General features: G+C 64.0%; 21 protein-coding genes. 16 read left to right on the top strand and 5 right to left on the bottom strand.

All coding sequences use genetic code 11. The features are described 5' to 3' along the window. The first annotated feature begins 45 nt into the window (after window positions 1–45). From ACFOMD_RS09945 to ACFOMD_RS09915, 7 genes are all read left to right on the top strand, one after another. Window positions 46–1671, top strand: coding sequence for an AMP-binding protein (locus ACFOMD_RS09945; protein WP_380860667.1), 1626 nt, complete (start codon window positions 46–48; stop codon window positions 1669–1671). A gap of 68 nt (window positions 1672–1739) precedes the next feature. Further along, the gene (locus tag ACFOMD_RS09940; protein WP_380860664.1) at window positions 1740–2648 is read left to right on the top strand and encodes a cyclase family protein; all 909 of its coding nucleotides are present in this window, start codon (window positions 1740–1742) and stop codon (window positions 2646–2648) included. Beyond that, on the top strand, window positions 2648–2815 hold the full coding sequence (locus ACFOMD_RS09935; RefSeq protein ID WP_380860661.1) for a hypothetical protein: 168 nt from the start codon (window positions 2648–2650) through the stop codon (window positions 2813–2815). Before ACFOMD_RS09940 ends, ACFOMD_RS09935 begins: the two co-directional genes overlap by 1 nt. A 16-nt stretch (window positions 2816–2831) precedes the next feature. Then, window positions 2832–4133 (top strand): GDSL-type esterase/lipase family protein, encoded by a 1302-nt coding sequence (locus ACFOMD_RS09930; protein ID WP_380860658.1) that lies wholly within the window; start codon window positions 2832–2834, stop codon window positions 4131–4133. 148 nt (window positions 4134–4281) lie between these two features. Further along, window positions 4282–6510, top strand: a complete 2229-nt coding sequence (locus tag ACFOMD_RS09925) for a TonB-dependent receptor (protein WP_380860655.1) — start codon at window positions 4282–4284, stop codon at window positions 6508–6510. 521 nt (window positions 6511–7031) lie between these two features. Next, window positions 7032–8882: an AsmA family protein gene (locus tag ACFOMD_RS09920; protein ID WP_380860652.1), complete on the top strand. Its 1851-nt coding sequence runs from the start codon at window positions 7032–7034 to the stop codon at window positions 8880–8882. A 730-nt stretch (window positions 8883–9612) separates the two neighbouring features. Continuing rightward, window positions 9613–10617: a Rieske 2Fe-2S domain-containing protein gene (locus tag ACFOMD_RS09915; protein ID WP_380860649.1), complete on the top strand. Its 1005-nt coding sequence runs from the start codon at window positions 9613–9615 to the stop codon at window positions 10615–10617. A gap of 7 nt (window positions 10618–10624) precedes the next feature. Here ACFOMD_RS09915 and ACFOMD_RS09910 read toward each other — a convergent pair whose 3' ends face one another. Next, window positions 10625–11167, bottom strand: coding sequence for a glutathione peroxidase (locus ACFOMD_RS09910; protein ID WP_380860647.1), 543 nt, complete (start codon window positions 11165–11167; stop codon window positions 10625–10627). 96 nt (window positions 11168–11263) lie between these two features. Here ACFOMD_RS09910 and ribB point away from each other — a divergent pair, with 96 nt between their 5' ends. The 3 genes from ribB (at window position 11264) to ACFOMD_RS09895 (ending at window position 15121) form a co-directional block, all read left to right on the top strand. Further along, window positions 11264–12445, top strand: coding sequence for a 3,4-dihydroxy-2-butanone-4-phosphate synthase (gene ribB / locus ACFOMD_RS09905; protein WP_380860644.1), 1182 nt, complete (start codon window positions 11264–11266; stop codon window positions 12443–12445). A gap of 63 nt (window positions 12446–12508) precedes the next feature. Continuing rightward, window positions 12509–14248, top strand: coding sequence for an N-acyl-D-amino-acid deacylase family protein (locus ACFOMD_RS09900; RefSeq protein ID WP_380860641.1), 1740 nt, complete (start codon window positions 12509–12511; stop codon window positions 14246–14248). 30 nt (window positions 14249–14278) lie between these two features. Next, window positions 14279–15121, top strand: a complete 843-nt coding sequence (locus tag ACFOMD_RS09895; protein ID WP_380860638.1) for a hypothetical protein — start codon at window positions 14279–14281, stop codon at window positions 15119–15121. Between the two features lie 56 nt (window positions 15122–15177). Here ACFOMD_RS09895 and ACFOMD_RS09890 read toward each other — a convergent pair whose 3' ends face one another. Further along, window positions 15178–16095 (bottom strand): dihydrodipicolinate synthase family protein, encoded by a 918-nt coding sequence (locus ACFOMD_RS09890; protein ID WP_380860635.1) that lies wholly within the window; start codon window positions 16093–16095, stop codon window positions 15178–15180. Window positions 16096–16279: 184 nt separating this feature from the next. On the opposite strand from ACFOMD_RS09890, the gene ACFOMD_RS09885 reads away from it, so the two are divergent. Continuing rightward, the gene (locus ACFOMD_RS09885; RefSeq protein ID WP_380860632.1) at window positions 16280–17068 is read left to right on the top strand and encodes a FadR/GntR family transcriptional regulator; all 789 of its coding nucleotides are present in this window, start codon (window positions 16280–16282) and stop codon (window positions 17066–17068) included. Window positions 17069–17077: 9 nt separating this feature from the next. Here ACFOMD_RS09885 and ACFOMD_RS09880 read toward each other — a convergent pair whose 3' ends face one another. Then, window positions 17078–17695 (bottom strand): nitroreductase family protein, encoded by a 618-nt coding sequence (locus ACFOMD_RS09880; protein ID WP_380860629.1) that lies wholly within the window; start codon window positions 17693–17695, stop codon window positions 17078–17080. 232 nt (window positions 17696–17927) lie between these two features. Here ACFOMD_RS09880 and ACFOMD_RS09875 point away from each other — a divergent pair, with 232 nt between their 5' ends. The 4 genes from ACFOMD_RS09875 (at window position 17928) to ACFOMD_RS09860 (ending at window position 22537) form a co-directional block, all read left to right on the top strand. Further along, entirely contained in the window at window positions 17928–20174 is a 2247-nt protein-coding gene (locus ACFOMD_RS09875; RefSeq protein ID WP_380860626.1) for a TonB-dependent receptor, read from the top strand. A gap of 59 nt (window positions 20175–20233) precedes the next feature. Next, a complete protein-coding gene (locus ACFOMD_RS09870; protein WP_380860623.1) occupies window positions 20234–21382 on the top strand; it encodes an amidohydrolase family protein in 1149 nt (382 codons plus the stop codon). Between the two features lie 73 nt (window positions 21383–21455). Then, the gene (locus tag ACFOMD_RS09865; protein ID WP_380860620.1) at window positions 21456–21779 is read left to right on the top strand and encodes a hypothetical protein; all 324 of its coding nucleotides are present in this window, start codon (window positions 21456–21458) and stop codon (window positions 21777–21779) included. A gap of 5 nt (window positions 21780–21784) precedes the next feature. Further along, window positions 21785–22537 (top strand): SDR family NAD(P)-dependent oxidoreductase, encoded by a 753-nt coding sequence (locus ACFOMD_RS09860; RefSeq protein WP_380860617.1) that lies wholly within the window; start codon window positions 21785–21787, stop codon window positions 22535–22537. A 3-nt stretch (window positions 22538–22540) separates the two neighbouring features. Here the strand turns inward: ACFOMD_RS09860 and ACFOMD_RS09855 are convergent, their stop codons facing one another. Beyond that, window positions 22541–23770: an MFS transporter gene (locus tag ACFOMD_RS09855; protein WP_380860614.1), complete on the bottom strand. Its 1230-nt coding sequence runs from the start codon at window positions 23768–23770 to the stop codon at window positions 22541–22543. A 111-nt stretch (window positions 23771–23881) separates the two neighbouring features. Then, window positions 23882–24487, bottom strand: a complete 606-nt coding sequence (locus ACFOMD_RS09850) for an NADPH-dependent FMN reductase (protein ID WP_380860611.1) — start codon at window positions 24485–24487, stop codon at window positions 23882–23884. A gap of 292 nt (window positions 24488–24779) precedes the next feature. Between ACFOMD_RS09850 and ACFOMD_RS09845 the strand changes: the two genes are divergently transcribed. Continuing rightward, window positions 24780–25044: CoA-transferase (locus tag ACFOMD_RS09845; RefSeq protein ID WP_380860608.1), on the top strand; the 265-nt coding region annotated here is incomplete at its 3' end.

The following is a 25044-nucleotide window of genomic DNA, read 5'->3' as shown; positions in this document are numbered from 1 at the left end:
GGCGCGGAACGCGCGCGGCATCCCTGCCCAGATTTCCGGAGATCGATGATGAGCGATACGGCATCGCGCGATTTCAGCGACATTCGCATTCCCGATCGGCGCGCCTGCGTGCTGCGCTACCAGCTCGACCATTGGGCGAGCGTATCGCCCGAAAAGACGCACGTCGTTTTCCAGGATGGCGAGGAGTGGAGCTTCGCCGAGGTGCGGCGGCGGGTGCGCGCGGTGGCGGCAGGCTTCGCACGGCTCGGCGTGAAGCGCGGCGAGCATGTTGCGGTGTGGCTGCCGAACGGGCGCGAAGCGTTCCTGACGCTCTATGCCGTCAACTATCTCGGCGCGGTGTTCGTACCGTTCAACACCGCCTATCGCGGCAATCTGCTGGCGCATGTCGTCGCCAATTCGGACGCGAAGCTGATCGTCGTCCACGCCGATCTCGCGCCGCGCCTCGCCGACATCGATCGGGCGAGGCTTGAGCAGGCGGTCATCGTCGGGCGCGGCGATAGGGGAAGCCTGCCGGCGACGCCGTTCGAGGCGCTGTCGGGCAGCGGCGAGCCGCCCGAACTCGACCGGCCGATCGATCCCTGGGACATCCAGTCGATCATCTACACCTCGGGCACCACCGGCCCGTCGAAGGGCGTTCTCTCGTCCTACCTGCACATGTACAGCAACGCCGGGCCGGAGAGCTGGCCGATGGTAACCGGCGAGGATCGCTACCTGACGGTCGGGCCGTTCTTCCATATCGGCGGCATGGGCCCGCCGGTGGTGATGCTGGCGCGTGGCGGATCGGTGGCGATCGTCGAGAGCTTCTCGACCGACAGCTTCATGCCGCTGGTGAAGGCGACGCGCGCCACGGTGATCTTCCTGCTCGGCGTGATGGCGACCTTCCTGGTGAAGCGCCCGCCGTCGCTCGACGACCGCGACCATCATGTCCGTGTCGCGATGATGGTGCCGCTGACCGACGATGCCGCCGCCTTCAAGGAGCGGTTCGGCATCGATATCCACACCATCTTCAACATGACCGAGATTTCGTCGCCGATCGTGTCGGAGGCGAACCCCGCCAAGCCCGGCACCTGCGGCCGCGTGCGCCCCGGCGCAAAGGTGCGACTGGTCGACAGCAATGACTGCGAGGTGCCCGTTGGCAGCGTCGGCGAGATGCTGGTGCGCACCGACCGGCCGTGGGGAATGAACAGCGGCTACTACAAGGACGAGGCGGCCACTGCGAAGGCTTGGCGCAACGGCTGGTTCCACACCGGCGATGCCTTTCGCCGCGACGAGGACGGCTATTTCTATTTCGTCGACCGAGTGAAGGACGCCATCCGCCGCCGCGGCGAGAACATCTCCTCCTTCGAGGTTGAGCTGGAAGTCTGCGCGCATCCTGATGTGCGCGAGGCGGCGGCGATCGGCGTGCCCAGCGAATATTCGGAGGACGATGTGATGGTCGTGGTGGCGCCGGTGCCGGGCCGCAGCGTCGATCCGGTCGCGCTCACCCACTTCCTCGCCGACCGCATGCCCTATTTCATGGTGCCAAGGTATCTGCGCGTGCTCGACGAACTGCCCAAGACGCCGTCGGCCAAGGTGATGAAGGCGGAGCTGCGCGGCGAGGGCATCACCACCGAGACCTGGGATCGCGAGAAAGCGGGCATCCGCATCAGCCGCGACAAGCTGTCTGGCTAGATTCTACCGTTTGACTGAAATTATACTCACCGGTAGATACAAGAAAAACATATGCAGGGAGGGCGTCGATGAAGAAGCTGCCGGATTGGCCGTACCGCACCTACAATCGCGGTCGCTGGGCGAACGACCTCGGCACGCTCAACCTGCTCGGGCCCAAGGTCGTCGAACGCGCGGTGCGCTCGATCAAGAGCTACGAGAATTTCTCGATCGGCAGCGACCTGGTCCGCGAAGGGCTGGCGCCGGGCAGCGTCGCCTATAAGCATGAGATGACCTCGGTCGGCGCCTATTCGTTCAGCGCCGCTGAGGAGCAGCTGCAGAACGCATCGGATCGCATCACCGTCGAGGTCCACGGCATGGTCAACACGCATATCGATGCGTTCAGCCACGTCGGCCACAAGGGCGTGTCGTTCAACGACGTGCCGTTCGCCGAGGTCGCGAACAAGGACGGCGCGGTTCGCTTCACCGTGATGGATATGGCGTCGATCGTCACGCGCGCCTGGTTCGTCGACGTGCCGCGGCAGCGCGGGCTGAAGGCGCTCGTTCCCGGCACGCCCGTGCTGAAGGCCGATCTCGCGCATCTCGACGGCAAGGTCGAGCCCGGCGACGCGCTGATCATCCGCACCGGCCGCCACGCGGTCGCCGAGGTGTCGCCCGACGATCCCGCCGCCAAGGACAACCACGGCAACTGGTCGGGCCTTCACGTCGATTGCCTCGAGTTCGTGTCGAAGTGGGACGTGGTGCTGGTCGGCACCGATGGCCCCGGCGACAATTTTCCGAGCACGATCAAGGAATGCTCGGTGCCGATCCATGTGATTTCCGAAGGCTATCTCGGCATGCCGCTCGTCCACACGCTCAATCTCGAGAAGCTGGGCGAGGCGATGGCGAAGCGCGCCGACAAGAGCTTCATGCTCAATATCGCGCCGCTGCGCATCGGCGGCGGCACCGGCTCGCCGGTCAACCCGACGGCGATCATCTGATGAAGCGGAAGGACGATACGCCCGACGGCGGCCGTCGCGCTTTCCTGCGCGGCGCGCTGCTCTCGACGGCGGCGCTGCCGGTGGCGGCGGTCGAGGCGCAGGCGGACGTAATCGCGCCGAAGCCCGCCTACGACGACATCCGCGATCATCTCGATCACATCATCTAGCGCAACGGGGGCACGTATGCGGGCAATGTGGAAGCTGGCGCTGGCGGGCGTCGCGGCGATGGCGCTGGTGAGCGGCGCGACCGCGCAAGAGGCGTCGGGCGCAGGCTCTGATCGGGGCTGGGTCACGACCTGGACCACCGCGCTGCTGAAGCCCACCTTCGTGTTCAGCAACCCTGGCAACTACGGGTTCGAGAACCGCACGCTGCGCATGACCGCGCTGACCAGCAGCGGCGGCTCGAAGGTGCGCGTGCGCCTCACCAACCGCCACGGCAAGGCGCCACTCGTCATCGGCAAGGCGGCGATCGGCCCGCGGCACAAGCCATTCAACGCCGACCTCGTCCAGTCGCACATCCGCAACCTGACCTTCGGCGGGCAGGCGGGCGTCACCATTCCGCCGGGCGGCGACATCGTCAGCGACGCCGTGGCGATGGACGTGCTGCCGAGCCAGCTGCTCGGCGTCGACGTGTTCCTCCCCGAAAAGACCGGCGCCATCGCCTATAATTTCGCGACGGCGACCACCAGCTACAGCGCCGAGGGCGACCGCGCCGGCACGGCGAGCGGCAAGGGCTTCGAGCCGACGACGAGCTGGTATGTGGTCGAGGGTATCGAGGTCGAGAATCCGAAGTCGGTCGGCACCATCGTCGCCTGCTGCGATTCGGTCAGCATTACCGGGCAGGTCGATGCCGGCATGCGCTGGCCGGAGATCCTGTCGCGCGAGTTCCGCGAGCGCTGGGACGACCGCGCGCCAAGCATCGTGCAGACGACGCTCAGCGGTCAGCGACTGCTCACGACCTCGCACTATGCCGAAAGCTCGGTGTCGCGTTTCGAACGCGACGTGCTCGACGAGACCAACGTCAGGGCGGTGCTGCTGTTCGTCGGCGTCAACGACCTCGGCGTACCGCAGATGCCGCCGGTCGATATCTACTCGCCGACCAACGACGTCAGCGCCGAGGAGATGATCGAGGGCTTCAAGCGCGTGGTCGCGATGGCGCGGGCGCGCGGCGTGCCGATCTTCGGCGCGACGATCGCGCCGGGGTCGGGCTACGTCCACCTCGGCAGCCCCTATTGGAGTCCGGCGCAGGAAGTGAAGCGCCGCAAGATCAACGCCTGGCTGCGGTCGACCGACATATTCGAGAAGGTGTTCGACTTCGCCGCCGCGGTGCAGAATCCGCTCGACGAGGAATATTATCGGCCGGGCGCCAGCTTCGACAATATCCACCCCTCGGATTCCGGCCAGTATCTAATCGCCAAGTCGATCGATGTCGGACTGGTGATGAAGGCGGCCGAGCGCGCGAAGCCGAAGCCGGCGAAGCCGTAAAATCCAGTTTGACGGGCGCCGCTTTCGTTTCGCGCACGCTCATATCTACTGACAAGTATATTTTAGTATTGACGGGTATAAGTTGGACTTGTAGCCATTCTGGAGCCGTACCCGAGGACACGTCGGGAAGGCAGGAGACGGGGAGGGCATGATGCGTTACCGGATGAGCCTGTTCACCACCGCCGCGACGATCGCGGTGATCTGCGGCTCGGGCGCCGCGTTCGCACAGGACGCCGCGACGACGCCGCCGGCCGACGCCGTGGTCGCCGAAACCGACGAGACGGATTCGGGCGAGATCGTCGTCACCGCGGAGCGCCGCGCCACCTCGCTGCAGAAGGTCAGCGCCGCCATCCAGGTGGTCACCGGCGAGAACCTCACCAAGATCGGCATCGTCGATACCGAGAATCTTCAGGTTCGCGTGCCGGCCATGGTCAACTCGCGCCTCGGCGGCCCGACGCAGCGCCCGTACATCCGCGGCATCGGCAACGATCTCTACGGCATCGCCTCGGGCAACAGCATCGCGACCTACGTCGACGGTGTGTACATCCCGAACTCGACACAGAGCTTCCAGGCGTTCCTCGATACCGAGCGTGTCGAAGTGCTCAAAGGTCCGCAGGCCGTGCTCTACGGCCGCAACGCGACCGGCGGCACCGTGCTGATCAGTTCCAAGAAGCCGGAGTTCGAGTTCGGCGGCTCGGGCGACATCTCCTACGGTAACTATAACGACTTCCAGGTCCGCGGCGCGGTCACCGGCCCGATCGTCGATGATGTCATCGCCGTGCGCATCGCCGCGCAGTATCTGGACCGCGACGGCTTCGGCAAAAATATCCCGAGCGGCAAGGATCAGGACTTCTTCAGGAATTTCGCGGTTCGCGGTTCGATGCTGATGCGCCTCGGCGAGAATCTCACCGCGCTCGCGGTCGCCGACTATTCTAAGATCGAGACCGGCGACTATGTGAAGACGCCGAACCAGAACGCCTGGAACTATCAGGCAACCGTCGGCCAGTACGTCGAGGATCCGTGGCTGCGCTACGGCAACCACGACAGCTTCGCGCCGCTGACCGACGCGGGCATGCGACTGACCCTGAACTGGGACACCAGCTTCGGCGAGATCACCTCGACCACCAGCTTCCGCGAGTTCAAATACGGTCCCTTCACCTACGACAACGACGATGTCGGCATGCCGCTCAGCCTGCCGACCAATCCGCGCACGGTGCTCGGCGAACTGGCGATCGTCGGATCGGTGCAGGAATCCGACCAGTTCTCGCACGAGACCTACCTCGCCACGCCGACCGACAAGCCGCTGCGCCTGATCGTCGGCGGCAGCGTCTTCCTTGAGGATGCGATCGACCAGCAGCGCAGCTTCTTCTTCGCGCCGCGCTTCTCGAACCGCGCGCTCGACAACCCGGCCTATGCCGCCTTCGCCGATGCGAAGTTCGACTTGACCGAGAAGCTGACCTTGTCCGCCGGCGCGCGCTACTCGTCGGAGAAGAAGCGCTACACGCTGCAACCGCTCAACGCGACGCTGGCCGGCGTGATCACCGGCACCCGTCCGACGGTTGAAGGCAATTCGAAGTGGAACGACTTCACGCCGCGCTTCGGCGTCGAATATCGCCCGACCAACGACGTGATGCTGTTCGCCACCGCGACCAAGGGCTTCAAGTCCGGCGGCTTCAACACCGACAACCCGGCCAACGAGTTCGAGCCGGAGGACATCTGGTCCTACGAAGGCGGCATCAAGTCGCGCTGGGGCGGCTTCCTGACGGTCAACCTGTCGGCGTTCTATTACGACTACTCGAACCTGCAGGTGCAGCAGGTGCTGTTGCCAGCTGGCACCTCGATCGTCACCAACGCGTCGGAAGCCAAGATCAAAGGCCTCGACGGCGAGATCATCGTGCGCGCCGCCGACGGCCTGACGATCGGCACCAACTTCGCCCTGCTCGACAGCGAGTACGGCGACCTGACGTTGTTCAACGACCTGCTTGCGGTACCGACCAACGTCAGCGTCGAGGGCAACGTCCTGAAGCGCGCGCCGAAGACCAGTGTCGTCACCTATGTCGACTATGACGTGCCGATCGGTGCTGGTGAGCTGAGCTTCCACGGCGAGGCGATGTACCGGTCGAAAACCTACTACACGCCGTTCCAGGACGAGCCGCACGCCCAGCCGGGCTTCTGGCTGCTCAACGCCAACATCCGCTACAGCTTCGACGACAACCGCCAGTATATCTCGCTGTACGGGCAGAACCTCGCCAACAAGCTGTACGCGACCTCGATCGAGGACGTGGCGCGGTTCCTCGGGCCGCTCGACGGCGCGCCGCTCTACACCCACTACGGCCAGCCGCGCACCTACGGCGTGCGCTACGGCATCAGCTTCTAGACGAAGCCAGGTCAACTTTCCGGATCTCCCCGTCGGAGGAGAAGCGCGAGGCCTCGGCCCGCGCCTCTCTGCGTTGAGCGCGGTCATCGCCTGACAGAAGACCGCGCCGAGCCGCGCGTCTGGAACGGCGCCACGGCGGCTTTAATCGGCGGGAAGGGGCAGTCTAAAGCTATCAGCCATGTTTAACATAATGAGTGTCAGTCAAATCGAGACTATCAGGTTAAAACCATAATTGGTTTTCGAGGGTGATTTCCGCTCCCGCAGGCAGAAAATTTCCGCGCGTTTCCAACGCGGCTTGCACGTACTACCCGGTCAGTTTCGGATCGCGAGCTCAATTGTGGCTTTAACCTGACAGCGCCCCCTCAGGTTCTAGCGAGCCCCGGAAACTGCCGCCCGTATTCTGGCCGACGCTATGGTCAACGGCGGTCGTGCACCGCTCGCGCCGGCAGTAACTCCCATCTTGCAGCGGCGGAACGATCGCGCAGAGAGTTCGTCCTATCAGGGTGACATTGCGGAGAGTCTTGGCCGATCGACGATTGCACTTGGCGGCCGGCGGTGTGGTCGCAATTGCGGTCGCGGTGCTGCTCATCATAGCTGCGATGCCGTGGGGCGCCTTTAGACCGACAATCGAAGCTCAGCTGTCCAAGCAGTTCGACCGGCCGGTTAAGATCGCTCAGGTCGAGCGGATAGACAGTATTTCGTTCGTGCCGACCATCGAGCTTCGCGATGTCCGCGTTCCTCAGGCGGCTTGGGCCGGGACCGGCGATTTTGCCCGGATCGGGAAGGTTCGTATTCGCGTGCCGATCGTGCCGCTGTTGTTCGGACGGTTCGACCCGCGCTCTATCACGCTGTCAGATGCCCGCGTGTGGCTAGTCCGCGATGCGGCGCGCCGGACGAACTGGACGCGAGACAGCTCGGCCGATACCAGAAGTGACATTGTACCGACGCTGGACGCTCTCACCGTTGCCGATACGGTGGTCGACTATCGAGATGCGCTGCAGGACCGCCATCTGACCATCGCTGTCCTGGCCGATCCCGTTAGCGGGCTGCAGCTGGCCGGCAGGGGCACAATTCGAGGGGCGCAGGTCAAGGTCGCCGCGACCGCCCCCGCCGTCGGCCCCTCGACCGTCGGTCGTCCGTGGCCGTTCCACGCTCGGATCGACGGCAAGATGCTAGCGATGGATGTGCGCGGGATGATGAACCGTCCGCTCGACATCTCCCATCTTGAGATGCAGGTTGAGGCCCGCGCCGACGACCTGAAGCTGATCGACGCCGTTATCGAGGCCGGCCTCTTCGCGACGCAGCCAGTACGGCTGTCGGCGCGTGCTCGCCGCGACGGGCAGACGTGGAAGATTGATCCGATCCGCGGCAGCATCGGTCGGTCGGATATCGCCGGCACGCTCACCGTCGTGAAAGGCCAGCGCACAAATATTGAGGGTAGGATCGTTTCCAATGAGCTCAGTTTCGACGACTTCGCGTCGGACGCCGGCAGGGCTGCAGCAATCGCCTTGGAGAAGGCGGAGGGGCTGAAGCTGGTACCCAACACGCGGATCAACATCCGCAAGATCGACAATACCGACGGCGTGATCGCGTTCGATGTCAGGCGCCTGGTCGGCGGACGGCGACCGTCGTCGCTGACAAGTTTGAAAGGTCGCCTGACGCTCGACCGCCAGCTGATGACGGTCTCGCCGCTGACGATCGGGCTGAAGCGCGGTGCGATCACCGGTGTAGTAGAGGTGGATCAGCGCGGCGGCCGCGCGGTGCCGACCGTCACGCTCGACCTGACCATGCGCGATAGTAGCATCTCCGCGCTGGTCGGCGGCGCTGACGGCGAGGTTGACGCGCGCGTTGACGGCCGCGGCCAGCTGCGCGGGGCCGGCAGCACGATCCGTGAAGCGGTTGGTGCATCGAACGGCTCGATCGGACTTGTCGCGAAAAATGGATCTCTGCCAGCGAAGATCGCAGCTTTGATCGGGTTCGACGTGGCACGAGGGCTGACCACCGATAAGGACGAACGCGCTGGTCTGCGCTGCTTGGTGGCCAAGTTTGTGGTCAACGACGGTCGCGGGCGCGCCGAACCGTTGATCATCGACACGACGCTGAGCCAATCGCGTGCCACCGGTACGCTGACATTTCCGAGTGAAGCCTTCTCCCTCACCTTGACCGGAGCGCCTAAACAGAAAGCGATTCTACGTTTGCCAGGGTCGGTTAGCGTCGCCGGCACGATCCGCGCGCCGGACATCGTTATACCGCGCGAGACCAAGTCAATCGGTAATATCTTCAAGGCGATCGGTCGATCGATCAGTGGCGATCAAGAACAGCGGGCGACCGATGCTAATTGCGCTGCATTAGCAGCTCAAGTGCTCCGCTAGTGGCAAAAGTCGACCAACGTCGCCTAGTTGGTTTTGGGGAGGCGGGTTAGGTTGACGATGCTCGGAGAGGGAACTGGTCGCGACCGAGCCGCGCGTTCTTCGCGATCGTACGCACATCAACATGCGGCCAGGCCTCAATGTAGCGAGGCGGGTCTCCCTAAACTTCGATCTCATTCATACGCCTCAATAGCCCTCGTTTTTTATGGGCCCTCATTGGGGCTGCCTAATTGTTCGAAGATAGCTTGAAATTAGACGCCCGCGTCCTGCGTTCGGTCGCTTAGAGACGGCGCGCGGTTGATGTGAACTGGCAATCCGAAAAATCCACGCAGCCAGAGGCCGCTCAGAGGGTGTAAACCTCTGACCTCCTGATTTCAGCGCAACTTACGAGGAAGAGCAGGGGGAAGTGGCGGTGCTGTCAGTCTAATGCGAACTCGTCTCCTGCCGTGGGCTGACGGTTGGCGCCGAACGGGTCTGATGCATTGCAGCCGATCAGCCACAAACGTCACCGATCTCCACCGGACGTCATCCGCTATGCGGTCTGGCTCTAAGTTGACGATGCCAGGATTGAAGTGGCGCAAGGGATTGAAAGAGCGGCTCAGGCCGGCCCGCCTGTCACAATCGGGAAACCGGAGCCAGAATTTTGGGCTGACAGTGCCATCCCGTTACCCCAGCCTCTTTCGTGCCTCCACTTACATATATAAGATATCCTCTTTAACATGAGGGTCGGCACGTGAGCGACAGCCTGTTCGGGACACGTTATCCTTTTCACCCCTATCCTACCGGTTGGTTCGCCGTAGGTTTCTGCGAAGATGTCGCTCGGGGCAGCGTTCGCCCTTTGCGCTATTTCGGTAGAGACCAAGTGCTGTTTCGCACCGAGGCGGGGGTTGCCGTCGTCACCGACGCGCATTGCCCGCACCTCGGCGCGCATCTCGGCTACGACAGCTGGGTCGAGGGTGAGACGATCGTCTGTCCGTTCCACCAGTGGCGCTACGATACCGGCGGCAAGTGCGTCCATGTGCCGTTTGCCAAGAGCGTCCCGCCGCAGGCAAAAGTCCGCGTGTGGCCGACGGCGGAGCGCGGCGGCATGATCTTCCTGTGGCACGACCTGCAGGGCAGCGAGCCGCAGTGGGAGCTTCCCACCTATGACGAGTCGCGCAAGATCGCGGGCGCCGGCTTCCGCAAGCTCCACGACGACTTCGGCGCGGCGCATCCGCAGGACGTGTTCGAAAATGGCGTCGATTTCGCGCATTTCCCCGGCGTTCACGGCACCGGGCGCGCGATCTCCAACGGCGCGATCGACATGCGCGGGCATTTGTTCGCCAGCCCGGTTCGCATCCTGCCCGCCGGCTATGAAGGCCCGCTGACCGGCATCGACGTCGGGTCGACCGTCGACTCGGTGGTGATCGGCGGCGGCCTGTCGCGCGTCGAAAGCCGCACGCCGCACGCGCCCGGCATTTCGACGGTCTATTATGTGTCGGTGACGCCGGTCGACGCATCGCTGAGCCACTATTTCGTCCACCAGTTCTTCCTGAAGGACAACGACTGCCCGATGACCGACGCGCAGATCGAGGCGTTCACGACGCTCGCGCGCGACCATGGCCTCAAGGAACAGTATAGCGACGGCAAGATCTGGCCGTACAAGGCCTATGTCGAGCGTCCGCTGCTGAGCGCAGCGGACGGCCCGATCCTCAAATATCGCGAGTGGTACAAGCAGTTCCACCCGGAGATGGCATAGCTAAGGCTCAGCCGAGCGCGGCCTCGATCGCCTGGGTCAGCTCGGGCGCATCGGGGGCCGTGTCGGGGGCGAAGCGCCCGACGACTTTGCCGTCGCGGTCGACGATGAACTTCTCGAAGTTCCAGAGAACGTCGGTCTCGCTCTTGGGCTTGATCCCATAGCCCGCGAGCTTGGCGCGGAAGTCGCCGTTGGCGCTGGTGGCGGCCGGCTGCGCGGCGACGAGCGCGTCGTACAGCGGGTGGCGGTCGGCGCCGGTCACCGCGATCTTTTCGAACATCGGGAAGTCGACGCTGAAATTGGTGCGGCAGAAATCGGCGATCTCTTCGTTGCTGCCCGGCTCCTGCGAACCGAAGTCGTTCGCCGGGAAGCCCAGCACCTCGAAGCCGCGGTCGCGGTAGCGCCGATACAGCGCTTCCAGCCCTTCATATTGCGGCGTCAGCCCGCATTTCGACGCGACGTTGACGATGAGCAGCGCCTTGCCGGCGAAATCGCCGATCGACGCCGGTGCGCCGTCGATCCGCTTCAGCGGAATTCCACTCAGACCGTTCACTTTTGACTCCCTCTCTTTATGCGCGCATCTTATATATATAAGATAGACATCTAAAACCCGAATAGGTTAACGGGGCCCCTGGGGAGGAGCAACAACATGCTCGATTCACGCGAAGGCGAGGGAAGTCGTGAGCGCACGGCCGTCGATGCCGGCACCTACCTGCGCGACATTGAATCGCTGACCCGCCGGTCGGCCGGCATCTCCTCGCCCGAGGAGATCATCGACGAGGCGAAGAACGGTCGCATGTTCATCCTCGTCGACGACGAGGACCGCGAGAATGAGGGCGACCTCGTCATCCCCGCGCAGATGGCGACCCCCGACGCGATCAATTTCATGGCGAAGCATGGCCGCGGCCTCATCTGCTTGTCGATGACGCGCGAGCGTGTGGATCAGCTCGGGCTGCCGATGATGAGCCGCATGAACGGCACGCGGCATGAAACCGCCTTCACCGTCTCGATCGAGGCGAAGGAAGGCGTCACCACCGGCATCTCCGCCGCCGACCGCGCCCGCACCATCGCCGTCGCCATCGATTCGGCGAAGGGGCCGGAGCAGATCGTGACGCCGGGGCATGTGTTCCCGCTGGTCGCCCGCGACGGCGGAGTCCTCGTCCGCGCCGGCCATACCGAGGCGGCAGTCGACGTGGCCCGCCTTGCCGGCCTCAACCCGTCGGGCGTGATCTGTGAGATCATGAAGGACGACGGCACGATGGCGCGCATGGACGACCTCATGTCGTTCGCGCAGCTCCATGCCCTCAAGGTCGGCACCATCCGCGACCTGATCGCCTATCGCCGCCGCTACGATCACCTCGTCGAACTCGTCGCCGAAAGCCCGCTCGACAGCGTTCATGGCGGCACCTGGAAAGTCTGCACCTACGTCAGCCGCCCGACGCATTCCGAGCATCTGGTGCTGGTGAAGGGCAAGATCGATCCGAAGAAGCCGACGCTGGTTCGCATGCATCCGGTCTCTCCCTTCACCGATATGCTCGGCGAGAAGTCGGAGCGCACCGGCCAGCTGCAGCGCGCGATGGAGGTGATCGGCGATGAAGGCGCGGGCATAGTGGTGATGCTCGTCGACAATTCGCCCGACCGGCTGAAGCAGTTCGTGATCAAGCGCGCCGGCGCGCAGGACGTGGTCGAGCAGCGCGATTACGGCATCGGCGCACAGATTCTCAGCGACCTCGGCGTCCGCGACATGGTGCTGCTGACCAACTCGCTGCGCACCTACGTCGGCCTCGGCGGGCACGACCTGCGCGTCGTGGACCAGCGGCCGCTCGGCTGAGCGATTTGGATTCGAGATATTAAACTTATATAAGTTAGTAAGCTGATTCCCGGGGAGAGAATGATGACGCAGATCTTGATTCGCGGTGGCACCGTCGTCGACGGAACCGGCGCACCTGCCTATCGCGGCGATGTGCGTGTGCGCGACGGCGTGATCGACGCGGTGGCGCCCGCGCTGACCGCCGAGGATGGTGATCGCGTCGTCGAGGCCGATGGCTGCTTCGTCACCCCCGGCTTCATCGAATGCCACACCCATATGGATGCCGTGATGTGGTGGCAGCCGAGCCTCGACCCCCTCCCAGGCTACGGCGTAACCACCGCGGTCATCGGCAATTGCGGCTTCACCGCCGCGCCGATCTCGACGATCCCCGAAGTCCGTGAGGAGATGGTCAAGATCTTCTCCTTCTTCGAGGAGGTGCCGACCAAGCCGTTTCTCGAAAGCCTGCCGTGGGATTGGCAGACCTGGTCCGAATACAAGCGCTCGGTTGAGGCGAACGCCAAAACCGCGGCGAACATCGCCGGCTATGCCGGCCACATCGCCATCCGCCTGACCGTGATGGGCATGGACGCCTGGGACCGCGCCGCGACGCCCGCCGAGATCGAGAAGATGGCCGCGCTGCTCGAGGACGCCTTGCAGGCCGGCGCGATTGGCCTGTCGTCGAACTTCATGGACCATGACAGCAAGGACCGCCCGGTCCCGTCACTGCAGGCCGACGATGCCGAGATCAGCGCCTTCTTCGACGTGCTGGAGCGCTACCCGGGATCGAGCATGCAGCTCATCCTCGACACCTTCTTCCACCTGAAGGCACCGGAAACGATGGAGCGCCTCGCCCGTCTGGCACGCGGCCGCAACGTGCGCCTGCAGCTCGCCGGCGCCGGCGCGCTGCTCAACTTTCAGAAGGGCATCCGCGACAAGCTCTGGGAGCTGAACGCCAAGTTCAAGGCGGAAGGCCTCGATTTCTGGCCGAGCTTCGCGCACGTCCCGCCGACGACTGCGCTCAACTTCTTCAGTTCCTCGTCGTTCGCGCAGGCGAATGAATATGTCTGGCACGAAGTGGTGCAGGCCAAGAGCATCGAGGAAAAGACCGCGCTGATTACCAGCGAGGAATGGCGCGCGCGCGCCCGCGATTCATGGGACAACAAGGCGTTCAAGCAGTCACTTGTCGCCAATCCGCATATGATGATCCTCAATGACTCGGAGACCGGCGCCGGCCCGCTCGGGCTGACTCTGCGCCAGCTCGCCGACCAGGAAGGCAAGCACCCCGCCGACGCGCTCGCCGACTGGGTGCTGGCGAACGGTTTCCAGTCGATCGTCAGCCGCGAGCCACATGCGATGGACGACAAGCTGACCATCCAGATGCTGAAGGACGACCAGACCGTCGGCGGCATTTCCGATGCCGGCGCTCATGGCCAGATGCTGTGCGGCGGCGGCGAGAACATCCTGTTCTTCACCAAATTCGTGAAGAATGGTGACCTCACCATCGAGGAAGCGGTTCACGTCCAGACCGGCAAGCAGGCCGAGCATTTCAACTTCACCGACCGCGGCGTGATCAAGCCCGGCTACAAGGCCGACATTGCGGTGTTCGACATCGACGAGGTCGAGACCCGTCCGCTGAAGCGCGTGTTCGACGTGCCCGACGGTGACGGCGGCATGACCTGGCGCTTCAGCCGCGACGCCGCGCCGATGCGCCTGACCCTGGTCAACGGCGTGCCGACCTTCGAGAATGGCCAGTTTACCGAAGCTTTCCCGGGCAAGGTGATCGGGCCGACGATCACATCCAAGGCTGCCGCCGAAGCGGCGTAAAGACAGCCGGATCCAAGGGGAGAAATGGCGATGAACGAAGACAATCTTCCGTATCTGATGCGCGGTCGCAAGAAGGTCGAAACGACGAGCACCGCGCTGATCAGCTCGTCGAAATATCTCAACGACTATCGCATCCGTGAATGGGTCACGACGCAGTGCCTGAAGCGCAACGGCACCGACGTTCCGCCGACCTACGGCATCCCGATGCTGATCGAGGCGGTGCGGGAGGTCCAGGACCAGGACCGCATCGAAGAGCTGTTCAAGGAGGCACGCCGCACCTGGCCGGAGCTCGATCGCTGGTTTGACGATCGCTACATCTCGACGCTGCGCCGCGACGACATGAAGTCATGTCCCGAAGGCTCGATCGGCGGCATCTGGTACAAGCAGCTCAGCGGCGCCAACATGGAAGTCGATATCATTCCGGGCTTTGAGCCGAAGACGAGCTTCGAATATTTCTTCCTGCGTGGAGTTCAGATCCACGATTTCATGCACATTCTCGGCGGCGGCGGCTTCGACGGCCTCGGCGAGGTGATCCCGGCGTTTCTGAAGTACGGAAATCTGTTCCGCTGGCTCTCTCCCGAGTTGGCCGGCCTGCTCAACGTTCAGAACACGCTGCTGACCATCCCGATGTTCATGCGCACGCCGCTCCACTATCCGGAACTTTGGATGCGGATGTGGGAGCTCGCCGAGCGTGGCATGAACGTCGGCCGCACCTCGGACGCGCTGTTCCTCCATCGCTACGAGGATTATCTCGACCTGCCGCTCGCCGAGGCGCGCGTGAAGTTCGGCGTGCGCAACGCCGAGACAATCGATACCGCGCGCGAGTCGGCTTTCTGGAGCGAGACGGCGCCTGAGTTGATGGCCGCCGAATAGCTTTCGCTTTCGTCACGGGAAAAGGCGCGCCCGGCCGGGCGCGCCTTTTTTCCTTTTTACCAGCCTTCGATTTCTGCGAGGCCGATCCCGTCTACGACCCCCATGGCACGGACGGTCGCATCGTCTTCGGCGACAACGCGTGGCAGCCGCGGATAGCCGCCCGCCAGGCCGAGCCGCTCCAACACTGCCTTGGTGACGCGGATGCCGCCGTTGCCGTAGAGCGCCATGAACAGGCGCATGAGCTTGCCATGCATTTCCAGCAGCGCCGCCGCGTCGCCGCGCTTCCAGGCGTCAACCACCGACAGGCAGAGCTTCGGCGCCAGATTACCTTCCGAGCTGAGATAGCCGTGCCCGCCAAGCGCAAAGCACAGCAGCGCTTGGTGCGGGCCGCCGGTGCAGATGTCGATGCGGTCGGCGAGCGCGTCGATCAGCGTCCGCAGATAATTCGGATCCTGATGGCTGATATTGAGACCGACCAGCCGGTCATTATCCTTGAACAGATCGGCGATGACGTTCGTCGGGATGACGTAGCCGACCGACTGGTGCGTGGACATGATCATCGGCATGTCGACGGCGCGCGTCACCTCGGAGAAATAGCGGTCAAGTTCGCGCGGCGTCGGCGAGTGGCCATGGCCGACATCCAGCGAGTAGATCTGGGCTGCATCAACGCCGGCGGCTTTCGCAGTTTCAAGGAAGGCGACCATCTGCTCGGCGGTGCGCGGCTCGATACCCATGGCCCGGATCGGCGCACGGCCCTTCAGTTCATCGACGGCTATGTCGAGCACGCGGCGAGTCTCCTCAGCGGATAGCGTGTAGCCCTCGCCGCTTCCGCCACCACCGACATAGACTCCCATTCCTGCGTCGCCCAACTTCCTCAGGTGGCGCCGGAAGCGGCCTTCGTCGATCTGTCCGTCCTCGGTGAAAGGCGTGATGCTGATTGTAAAGACCTGGGCGCGATCGGTCTGCGATGTCATCGGTTGCTCCTCTCCGCTCAATGGCGACCGCCATCGGCGTTGGATGTTTTGTGAGTGGCATTGTAAAGATAAGTGCTGCAGGTAGATGATCGGTGGCCATTCCCACCGCAGCCACGTCGCGCGGGAGTCGGCGGAGCGATCCGCCCCGGCCGTGCGGCGTGGGACAAAAGGACCAGGGGCTAAGGTGAACGTCGAACGTCCGATTGCGCCGCGGCGCCTCAAGCAACCCCGAATCGCCGAGATCGTGGCCGATGGTCTCCGCCAGCGTATCCTGTCGGGCGAACTCAAGGACGACGATGTCCTCCCCAAGCAGGAGGATCTGATGGCCGAATTCGGCGTCAGCCCGCCGTGCATCCGCGAGGCCTTCCGCATTCTCGAGACCGAAGGTCTGGTGACGGTCTTGCGCGGCAACGTCGGCGGCGCCATCGTCCATGTCCCGCAGCCTCTCACCGCGGCCTATATGATGGGATTGGTGCTCGAATCTCGACGCGCGTCCTTGTTCGACCTGCTGACAGCGATGCGCATCCTGGAGCCAGCTTGCGCGGCCACATGTGCCGAACGCGCCGATCGCCACGCAACGGTTCTTCCCAAGCTTCGCAAGGTCCTCGACGACGGCATCGCCGCCATCGAGGACCCTAACGCCTTCATCGGGCTGGCGCGTCAGTTCCATACCGTGCTCGTGGCTAACTGCGGCAACGAAACGATGAGCCTGGTTGTGGGCTCGCTCGAGGTGTTGTGGTCGGCGCAGGTCGACACGTTGGCTCGCAACGCCTCGCAGCACGGCAGTTTCGCAGACCTTGCCGTCCGGCAATCGCTCGCCGACGAGCATGAGCGGATCTACCGGCTCATCGCCGAAGGCGATGCTCGCGGTGCCGAACAGGCGATTCGCGAGCATTACTCGGCCCACGCGGGCGAGCGGAAGCATGGTTTTGACATAGAGGCTCCGATCAGCGCAGCGCGTCTCAAGGCCTAGCATCCCAACCTAGGCTGCGGCGATCGATGCGGCGTCCAGCCAGGTGGTGACGGCTTCGATCGCAGGCCGCGGGCGCTCCGGAGCCGACTCGAGCGGCGTTCCAATCAGAATGAAGCCGGCGATGCGCTCTCCGGCGCCGAGCCCGAGCATGGCGCGAGCCCGCTCGTCGTACGCGTACCAGCCGGTGACCCAGTTTCCACCGAAGCCAAGCGCGGTCGCGGCGAGCAGGACATTCTGGCAAAGCGCCCCTGCCGAAAGGATCTGTTCCCATTCGGGAATGCGACCCTCCACAGCGCAGGACGCTACCGCGATCGCGAGCGGCGGCGTGCGTAGCTTCTTGATGCCGGCGCGTGCCTTCATCGCATCTTCGCGCTCGCCCGCGAGGAGGTCGAGACGATCCGCGAGCGCGTCCTTGGCGGCGCCCTCGAGGATGATGAAACGCCAGGGCGACATGCGCCCATGATCAGGAACGCGAAGCGCCGCGCCGAGCAATATGCTGAGCTGGGCAGCATCGGGGCCCGGCGTAGAAAGCGATAGCGCCGGCGGCGAGCGGCGGGCGCTCAGGAGCGCCATCATGTCGATTCCCCCGCGCTCCGCCGCCGGTGCGCATGTCGTTTCGTCGCCCATCATCATACTCCCCAATCAGATCATTTCATTATTGTCTTATCAAAGATGGTCAGTAAAGTGCGGGTAAGGACCGACATCAAGTCGGCTAACGGGGAGGTTACTCATGAATTTTGCTGATGCTCGGTTGTCTCATGCCAGGACGCGTCTCGCTATTCACGCGTCGTTAGCGGCCATTGCCCTGGCTACGCTCACCGGCACCGCCGCCGCGCAGGAAGCTGCCAGCGCAGCTCCAGTGTCGGCCGCGGCCGATGACCAGACGGTCATCGAGGACATCATCGTCACGGCGCGCCGCCGCGCCGAGAGCGCGCAGAGCATTCCGGTCGCTGTCACGGCGATCGGTGGCGACAAGCTCGAAGAGATGACCACCGTGCGTCTCAGCGACATCGCGGCGCTTGCGCCCAGCATCAAGGTGACTTCGGCGTCGGGAAGCGCCAATGCGCCTGTCATCTTCATCCGCGGCATCGGCACGATCACCACGGCGATGTACGCTGAACCGTCGGTCGGCCTCTATGTCGACGGCGTATACATGCCGCGCCCGTCGGGCAACGCTTTCGACCTCCCCGATGTGGAGCGCCTCGAAGTGCTGCGCGGCCCGCAGGGTACGCTGTTTGGCCGTAACACCACCGGCGGCGCCGTGCTCATTACCACGCAGACCCCGCGTGATGAGGCCAGCGGCAAGGTGACCTTTGGCTATGGCACCAACAACGAAGTGATCGTCGGCGGTATCATCCACACCGGCGAGATCGGCGACAGCGGCTTCAAGGCGAAGATTGCCGGCCAGATCCACAATCGCGACGGCTGGGTCGAGTCGCCCAACTTCAACCCGTCCGATTGGGGCGGCAACGAGAAGGGTGTCAATTTCAATGCCGCGCTCGTCGGCGAGATCGGCAACCTCCGCATCGACAACCGCGCGCGCTACGCGAAGATCGACTCTTTCACCTCGTGGGAAATCCTTGGCGGCACGCCGGCGGCGCTGGCGGCCTACACGTCGTCGGCGGCGGCGAACCCCGCGGGCCCGCCGTTCGTGGTCAGCGGCAACAAGCCTCGCGATTTCAGCTATCGCGACCCGCGCTCGACCGGCAATGCCGAGATCGAGGGCTACGGCAACGTACTGACGCTCGACTACGAGTTCAGCGAGGCCGCCAGCCTGAAGTCGATCACCGCCTACCAAGTGCTCGACCAGGATCTCTCGATCTTCCTGGGCGGCAGTTTCGTGCTTGGCCGCGTTATCAACCCGCGTGTCGTCGGCAATCCGATCGAGCCGGTCAGCGTCCATGTCACCACCGACAATCCGGGTCATCAAAAGCAGTTCAGCCAGGAGTTCCAGCTGGCCGGCGACCTCGGTGATTTCAACTACCTTGGTGGCTTGTTCATCTATGACGAGAGGGTCAGCGAGACGATCAACACGGAGCTGGGATCGGTGGCGACCACGACGCCCATCACGACCTTCATCCGGGTGAATCGCAGCGTTCCTTACAGCCAGAAAACCAAGTCGTGGGCAGGTTTCGGTCAGCTCAGCTTCCAGCCGCAGTCGCTTGACGATCGGCTCGAGATCAGCGCCGGCCTGCGTTACACGAAGGACACCAAGGACGAAGAATCGCGGACGATCGCGACGACCACGACCACGACCACGACCAGCCATACCGCGAAGGACAGCTGGGACAACTGGGGCTACGCGGGCTCGATCAGCTACAAGTTCGCGCCGAGCATCATGGCCTTCGGCCGGATCGCCTCGAGCTATCGTGCGGGCGGCTTCAACAACATTGCCGTGGTGGCGGCACCTTACGATCCGGAGAAGGCGCTCAGCTACGAGGCGGGTATCAAGACCGACCTGTTCGACCGGCGCGTTCGCTTTAACGCCACCGTCTACAAGACCGACTATGACGATCTGCAGATCACGCAGCTCGTCACCACGCCGAACGCTGCGGGCGGAACCACTTCGACCTCCTTCATCTCGAACGCCGCCAAAGCCGAATACAAGGGGTTCGAGCTTGAGGGCACCGCGCTGCTCGGCGAGCATTTCCAGATCGACGGCAACATCGGCTACATCGACCCGAAGTATAACAGCTACAACTTCGTTGTCCTCGGCGTGCCGACCGATGTGACCGCCGAGGCCAACTTCGCATATGTGCCGACCTGGACGACGCACATCGGTGCCGCCGTCAACACGGGCGACACCTCGGCGGGCAAGTTCACCTTCCGGGCCGACTATTCGCAGAAGAGCAGCACCGACCTGGCGTCGGTCGACCGGCTGTCGCCGACGGTGCGCAACTTCAAGTCTGGCAAGGACAAGGACCTCTCGGCGCGCATCATCTGGACCGACATCCCGGTCGGCGACGTCAAGCTGACGGCGCAGATATACGGCGAGAATCTGACCAACAACCGGTTCATCAATTTCGCCACGGATTTCTCGTCGCTCGCGACCGTCGTTTTCAATCGGCCGCGCAACTACGGAATCCGCATCAGCGCCGAATTCTGATTTGACTCGGGCGACCAAAGTTATCTATCTTATAGATGATTAGAGCGAGGGAGTTTATTGTGCCGCTAGGAAGTACCCGCCTCATTTCGGCTGACAGCCACTTCAATGAGCCTGGCGACCTCTTCATCAATCGCGTGCCGGCGAAGTTCAAGGACCGCGCGCCGCACATGAAGAAGTTCGAAGAAGGCGACGGCTGGATCTTCGAGGGCCTGCCCGAGCCGCGTAATTTCGGCTGGAACGCCTGCGCCGGTCTCGAGCCGGAGCAGATGAAGGCTTGGATGCACTTCGAGGATATGCGCAAGGGCGGGTGGGACCCGGCCGAGCGTGTCAAGGAACAGGACCGCGACGGCGTTACCGCCGAGGTCATGTATCCGACCCCGTCGCTGCAGGCCGCGATGGCGTTGGTCGAGGACGAGGAGTTCCACCTCGCGCTCGTCCGCGCCTACAATGACTGGGTCAGCGAGTATGTCGCCTATGATCCGAAGCGCTTCTGCGGCTTGGTGCTCCTGCCCAATCGCGGCGGCGCCAAGGTGGCGGTCGAGGAGATGAATCGCGTGCTCGGTCGTCCGGGCATGCGGTCGGTGATGTCGCAGGCCTATCCGAACGGCTCGGCCGTGATGAGCCCCGACGAGGATTACCTGTGGGCTGCGATCCACGAGCGCGACGTTTGCTATAACATTCACGTCGCTCTCGGCATCTACAAGCCGAGCCCGCACAAAGCGAAGCTGCCGGGCTATGGCCGCTTCTTCGATGCGCCGAACCGCTGCATCGAGTTCATCTTCAACGGCGTGTTCGATCGTTTCCCGAATCTGAAGGTCGCCTTTGCCGAGGTCGACTTCGGCTGGGTGCCCTACGTCAAGGAGCAGATCGACAACAACTACCAGCGCCTGGAGAAGGTGAACAAGTTCGGCCTCGAGCGGCTGCCCAGCGAGTATATCGATGAGCATTTCTACTTCGGCTACATGACCGACTCGTTCGGGCTGAACAATCTCGAGTTCATGAACCCGGATCGCGTGCTGTGGTCGACCGACTATCCGCACATCAGCGCCGATTATCCCTATTCGTGGCGCACGATCCAGGCGTCGATGTCGGGCGTCCCTGGACCGGTGAAGCAGAAGATTCTGCACGAGAATGCCGCAAAGCTTTACGGCTTCGACACCGAGGCCGCGACGGGCGTCAAGACGTCGCCGGTCGCTGCTGCGGCTTGAGTTTTCCCCAAGCGTAAACTCCCAATGCGCCGGCGGGCCCATCCCGCCGGCGTCTTTCTCCGGAACCCAGGCCATGCCGCAGCTCGATTTACGCCGCTTCAAGGATGTTCGCGTCGGTGAGGCGCTTCCCGCTACCGTCGCGACGGCGCTTGGCGACATGCCGAGCTGGTCGGAAATGGCAAGGCGCTATGTGCGCAACTGGGCCGGGCCCGGCGCCTTGATCGCCGAGCACCTGGCGACAGTCGGTAACGACACCGGCGCCGATGAGATCGAAGACATTGCGGGCTCGATCTACGCTCGCCACCTGGACGACAGCTATAATATCGATGTGCGGGTGGTCGCTCGCACGCGATCAGGCACCCGCCTCGTCGACATCGTCCGCGTCCGCCTCCACTGATCGCGGTGCAATCGCTCGGCGAGCTCTGCGCGCTCGACGGGCAGGTCGCCGTTGTCACCGGTGCGGCCACCGGCATCGGCGCCGCCGTCGCGCGGCGCTTCGCGGCAGCCGGCGCGCGCCTTTTCCTCATCGATCTCGATGAAGCCCGGCTGGTGCCGCTTGCCCGCGACCTTGGCGCGGACTGGCAGACCGTGGACGTCTCCGACTGGGCCGCCGCCGATCGGCAGGGTTACAGCATCGAAGCCGACATCCTTGTGAATTGCGCGGGGCTCTATCCCTCAGGACCGGTGCTCGAGCTCGACGAGGCGCACTGGGACAGGTTGCTCGACGTGAATCTCAAGGCTGTTATGCGGATGACGCAGCAATTCGGGCGGGGCATGGTCGCGCGTGGGCGCGGAGCCATCGTCAACATCGCTTCGGTTCAGGCGCTGCGGCCCACTGCCGGCAAGGCGGCCTATGCCGCTTCGAAGGCCGGCGTTGTCGCCTTCACCCAGGTGGCAGCGCGCGAGTTGGCGCCGGCGGTGCGGGTGAACGCCGTCGCGCCCGGGCCGATCCTGACCGAGGCGGCGCGCAATGCCGCCGCGCAGCTGACCGATGAGGCCTCGGCGCGTGCGGCAAAGCGGCTGGCGCAGGTGCCGCTCGGCCGCATGGGCGACCCCGACGAGGTAGCGCGCGTTGTCCAGTTCCTCGCCAGTCCTGCCGCCGCCTTCGTCACAGGGGCCACCTGGACGATCGACGGCGGCGTGCTGCTCGGCTGACCTTCAGATCACCGTATTGCGGTTGCGAGAGGCGGCGATCCACAGCGTCATCGCGATCGCGCCGATCACCAGGAAGCTACCCACCGCGATGAAGGTACCGTGGATGCCGAGGCTGTGACGCAGCGGCGCGGTGACGATCGGGTTGAGGAAGTGGCCGAGGAATAGCGAGCTCGACAGCAGGCCCATCGCCTGGCTGCGCTGCAGCGGAGATACGCGATCGAGCAGGCGGTTCTGGAAGAACGGCATGTTCCAGCCGGCGCCGCTGCCCTCGATGATGATGAATACCAGGATCATCGTGTAGGTGGTGGCATTGCCGACCCCGATGAAGCCCAGCCCCATCAGCGTCGCCGCGAACACCAGCGTCATGCGCTGCGCCCGGCCATAGACGAAGGCAAAGGCGCCCGCTGCCATGATCGAGATGAACGCGCTGAGCGCCGGCACGCGCGAAATGAGTACCGCGTCGGTGACGCCGATTTCCTTCAGCAGGAACGGCATCTGGAACGACGGCATCGTGTGCGCCACCGAGAAGAGCAGCGAGAGCAGGTAGATCGGCCAGAGCTGCCAAACCGAGAATTTCTCGCTCGACGTCATTTGCCGCGCCGCCGCGATCGGTTTGTCGAAGGCGATGACGCAGAGCAGCAGCATCACTGCCGGCACGAGGAACATCCAGGCTGGCGAGCGCCAGCCGTGGTTCTGGACCAGCCAACCCGCAAACAACATCGTCGAGACCGTTCCGATCGACGAGATCGCCTGGCGGAACCCGACCATGCGCGAGCGTGCCTTGCCGGCGAACTCTGCGGCAAGAATCGTCGTCAGCGCGATATCGACGGTAACGACCGAGGCGCCGAGCAGGAATCGGCTGACCAGCAGCACCACGAAATCGTCGAGGAAGAGCTGCGACAGGCCGGTAATCGCCGAAAGGCCGAGCCCCACGAACAGCGATTTACGCAATTCCCAGCGCGCGACGATCCAGCCGGCGAACAGGCCGGCGACCGCCATGCCGGCGGGCGCCATCGTCACGACGAACTGCGCGCCGAGGATGGCGTCGCCCTGGCTGCCGAAATGCTCGGCGATTTTCTGGAGCGCCGGAACGACGGTGGTGAACGCCAGCGTCGTCTTGATGCCGCCGGTGAGGAGGATGAACATGACGAGCCAGCGGCGCCACGCCGGCCGGGTGTCCGGCTCGCGGTCCTCTATCTCGGTATCGTCAGCAGGTACGATCAAGGCCGCCAATGTAACCTCCCCCTGTCGGCGGCATCGCCGCCTTGCCCCCGCGACGCTGACCGTCGGCTTTCGGGCGATGATTCAACTATGGCGGCGACTGATGCCGCCGTCTGTATAAGTTCAGGCCGCCGCAGCTTCCCTCTCGGCTGCGAGCGCACGGCCCTGTTGGGCGAAGCGTACAACCTGCGCCGCCATCAGAGCCGCCTGGTCGGCAAGCTTCGGGTCGCGCCAGCTACCAGCATCGTCGAAGACCGGCTCGATGGTGTTGATCGTCATCCCGATAGGCGTGTTCCAGCCCCGTAGCGCATGGACGATGGTGCGCAGTCCGGTCAGCGCCGCCGCAGCTCCCTGCCAGCCGGCGCCGGTTCCGATGCAGCCGACCGCGCGTCCATCGAGATAGCAGCGCGTATCGCTGCGCAGATCCTCAGTGTAGTCGAGCACGTTCTTGACGAGGCCGGACACACCGCCGTGATAGCCGGGCGAGCCGATGATGACGCCGTCCGCTGTTCGCAGCGCCTCGATCAGGCGCGAGGTCAGCGGGCAGCGGTCGCTGATCCCAGGTTCGTACATCGGCAACGCGAGGTCGGCGCCGCTGAACAGCGTGGTACGCGCGCCGAGGCGCTCGGCGGCGGCGAGCACCTGCCGCAGCGCCTTTTCCGTCGAAGAATTGGGCCGGGTCGTACCGCCAATGGCCACGATCGAAATTGCTGAGTCCGCAGATGCCATTCTCAACTCCATCATATATAAGATACGGGGTTGGAAGGGGGCGCGCAATCGAGCGTCTCGATGCCACGCGCGCTTAATCGCGATTGCACCAATGCCAAAAGAATATCGCGGAAACGCGAGACGTTGCGCGGGATTTGCCACCTTGCAGTAGCGGGGGGTTCGGGTTGACCGGCTTCAAGTTATAAAAGATAGTTACGACTAGAAGCGGCGACCCTGAAAGCGGGCTTAGCCGCCGCTCGCACGCCGGGCTTTGACGGATCGGCGAACGGGCAATGGGGGAATGGTGGTCGCTGTGCTCGACAAGATCGTGGATATTGACGCGGCGGTTGCAGGCCTGTCGTCGGGCATGACGCTGGGCATCGGCGGCTGGGCGACGCGGCGCAAACCGATGGCGCTGGTGCGTGCGATTGCGCGCTCGTCGCTGACCGACCTGACGGTGGTCGCCTACGGCGGCCCGGAGATCGGTCTGCTGGCGGCGACCGGCAAGCTGAAGAAACTGGTCTTCGGCTTCGTCTCGATGGACCATTATCCGCTGGAGCCGCACTTTCGCGCCGCGC

Origin of the sequence: Sphingoaurantiacus capsulatus, assembly GCF_042648405.1 — a bacterium.
In the GTDB taxonomy this organism is placed as follows: Bacteria; Pseudomonadota; Alphaproteobacteria; order Sphingomonadales; family Sphingomonadaceae; genus Sphingoaurantiacus; species Sphingoaurantiacus capsulatus.
Note: the sequence above shows the minus strand (reverse complement) of the source record. Positions and strands in the feature narration are given on the sequence as shown.

What these genes read in the sequence shown, in the direction of transcription:
- ACFOMD_RS09900 (WP_380860641.1), top strand. Translation starts at nt 12,509, where the DNA reads ATGACGCAGATCTTGATTCGCGGTGGCACCGTCGTCGACGGAACCGGC.
- ACFOMD_RS09945 (WP_380860667.1), top strand. Translation starts at nt 46, where the DNA reads ATGATGAGCGATACGGCATCGCGCGATTTCAGCGACATTCGCATTCCC.
- ACFOMD_RS09940 (WP_380860664.1), top strand. Translation starts at nt 1,740, where the DNA reads ATGAAGAAGCTGCCGGATTGGCCGTACCGCACCTACAATCGCGGTCGC.
- ACFOMD_RS09865 (WP_380860620.1), top strand. Translation starts at nt 21,456, where the DNA reads ATGCCGCAGCTCGATTTACGCCGCTTCAAGGATGTTCGCGTCGGTGAG.
- ACFOMD_RS09935 (WP_380860661.1), top strand. Translation starts at nt 2,648, where the DNA reads ATGAAGCGGAAGGACGATACGCCCGACGGCGGCCGTCGCGCTTTCCTG.
- ACFOMD_RS09895 (WP_380860638.1), top strand. Translation starts at nt 14,279, where the DNA reads ATGAACGAAGACAATCTTCCGTATCTGATGCGCGGTCGCAAGAAGGTC.
- ACFOMD_RS09890 (WP_380860635.1), bottom strand. Translation starts at nt 16,095, where the DNA reads ATGACATCGCAGACCGATCGCGCCCAGGTCTTTACAATCAGCATCACG.
- ACFOMD_RS09930 (WP_380860658.1), top strand. Translation starts at nt 2,832, where the DNA reads ATGCGGGCAATGTGGAAGCTGGCGCTGGCGGGCGTCGCGGCGATGGCG.
- ribB (WP_380860644.1), top strand. Translation starts at nt 11,264, where the DNA reads ATGCTCGATTCACGCGAAGGCGAGGGAAGTCGTGAGCGCACGGCCGTC.
- ACFOMD_RS09850 (WP_380860611.1), bottom strand. Translation starts at nt 24,487, where the DNA reads ATGGCATCTGCGGACTCAGCAATTTCGATCGTGGCCATTGGCGGTACG.
- ACFOMD_RS09880 (WP_380860629.1), bottom strand. Translation starts at nt 17,695, where the DNA reads ATGGGCGACGAAACGACATGCGCACCGGCGGCGGAGCGCGGGGGAATC.
- ACFOMD_RS09925 (WP_380860655.1), top strand. Translation starts at nt 4,282, where the DNA reads ATGATGCGTTACCGGATGAGCCTGTTCACCACCGCCGCGACGATCGCG.